The sequence below is a fragment of the Cryobacterium sp. 10I5 genome (assembly GCF_035019865.1).
Lineage (GTDB): Bacteria > Actinomycetota > Actinomycetes > Actinomycetales > Microbacteriaceae > Cryobacterium > Cryobacterium breve_A.
This window is the reverse complement of record NZ_JASJVI010000204.1, coordinates 1-771: the sequence shown is the minus strand read 5'-3', so window position 1 is coordinate 771 and position 771 is coordinate 1. Positions and strand designations below refer to the sequence as shown.

1 protein-coding gene is annotated in these 771 nt (G+C 74.3%); it reads left to right on the top strand.

Annotation, left to right across the window (positions count from 1 at the left end; translation table 11 throughout):
* The coding region (locus QN350_RS19705) for a non-ribosomal peptide synthetase (protein WP_323517208.1) at positions 1-771 on the top strand (771 nt) is incomplete at both ends.

Here is a 771-nt window from a genome sequence, read left to right as displayed (position 1 = left end):
TCGTCGACTCAACGGGCGCCCGCGTCGCCGAGGGCGAGACCGGGGAACTCATCATCGGGGGAGTGGGCCTCGCCCGCTACCTCGACCCCGCGAAGGACGCCGAGAAGTACGCGCCGCACGTCGGCCTCGGCTGGCCGCGCGCCTACCGCAGCGGCGACCTCGTGCGCTTCGAGCAGGCCGGCCTGGTCTTCGCCGGCCGGGCAGACGACCAGATCAAGCTCGGCGGCCGTCGCATCGAGCTCGGCGAGATCGAGGCCGCCCTGCGCACCCTGCCGGGCGTCGCCGGGGCCGCCGCGGTCGTGCAGCGCACGCCGGCAGGGAACCAGGTGCTCGTGGGCTACCTCGCCCTCGTCGACGCGGCATCCGCCTTCGACCGCGCCCAGGCGACCACGCGCCTGCGGGACGAACTGCCCGCCGCTCTCGTGCCGTTGCTCGCCGTCGTCGACGAGCTGCCGACACGCGTCTCGGGCAAGGTCGACAAGGCCGCGTTGCCCTGGCCGCTCCCGGCGACGGGCGACGCCACGGATGCCGGCCTGCTGTCGCCGACGGCGGCCTGGCTCGCCGGGAAGTGGGCCGCCATCCTCGGGTCCACCGTCGAAGGATCGGACGCCGACTTCTTCGCCCACGGCGGTGGCTCGCTCACGGCGGCCCAGTTCGTCTCCGCGCTCCGCGAACGCTATCCGGACACCCGGGTCAACGACATCTACGACCATCCCCGCATCGGCGCGCTCGCCGACGAACTCGACTCCCGCACCCCCGCCGTCGTCGCCG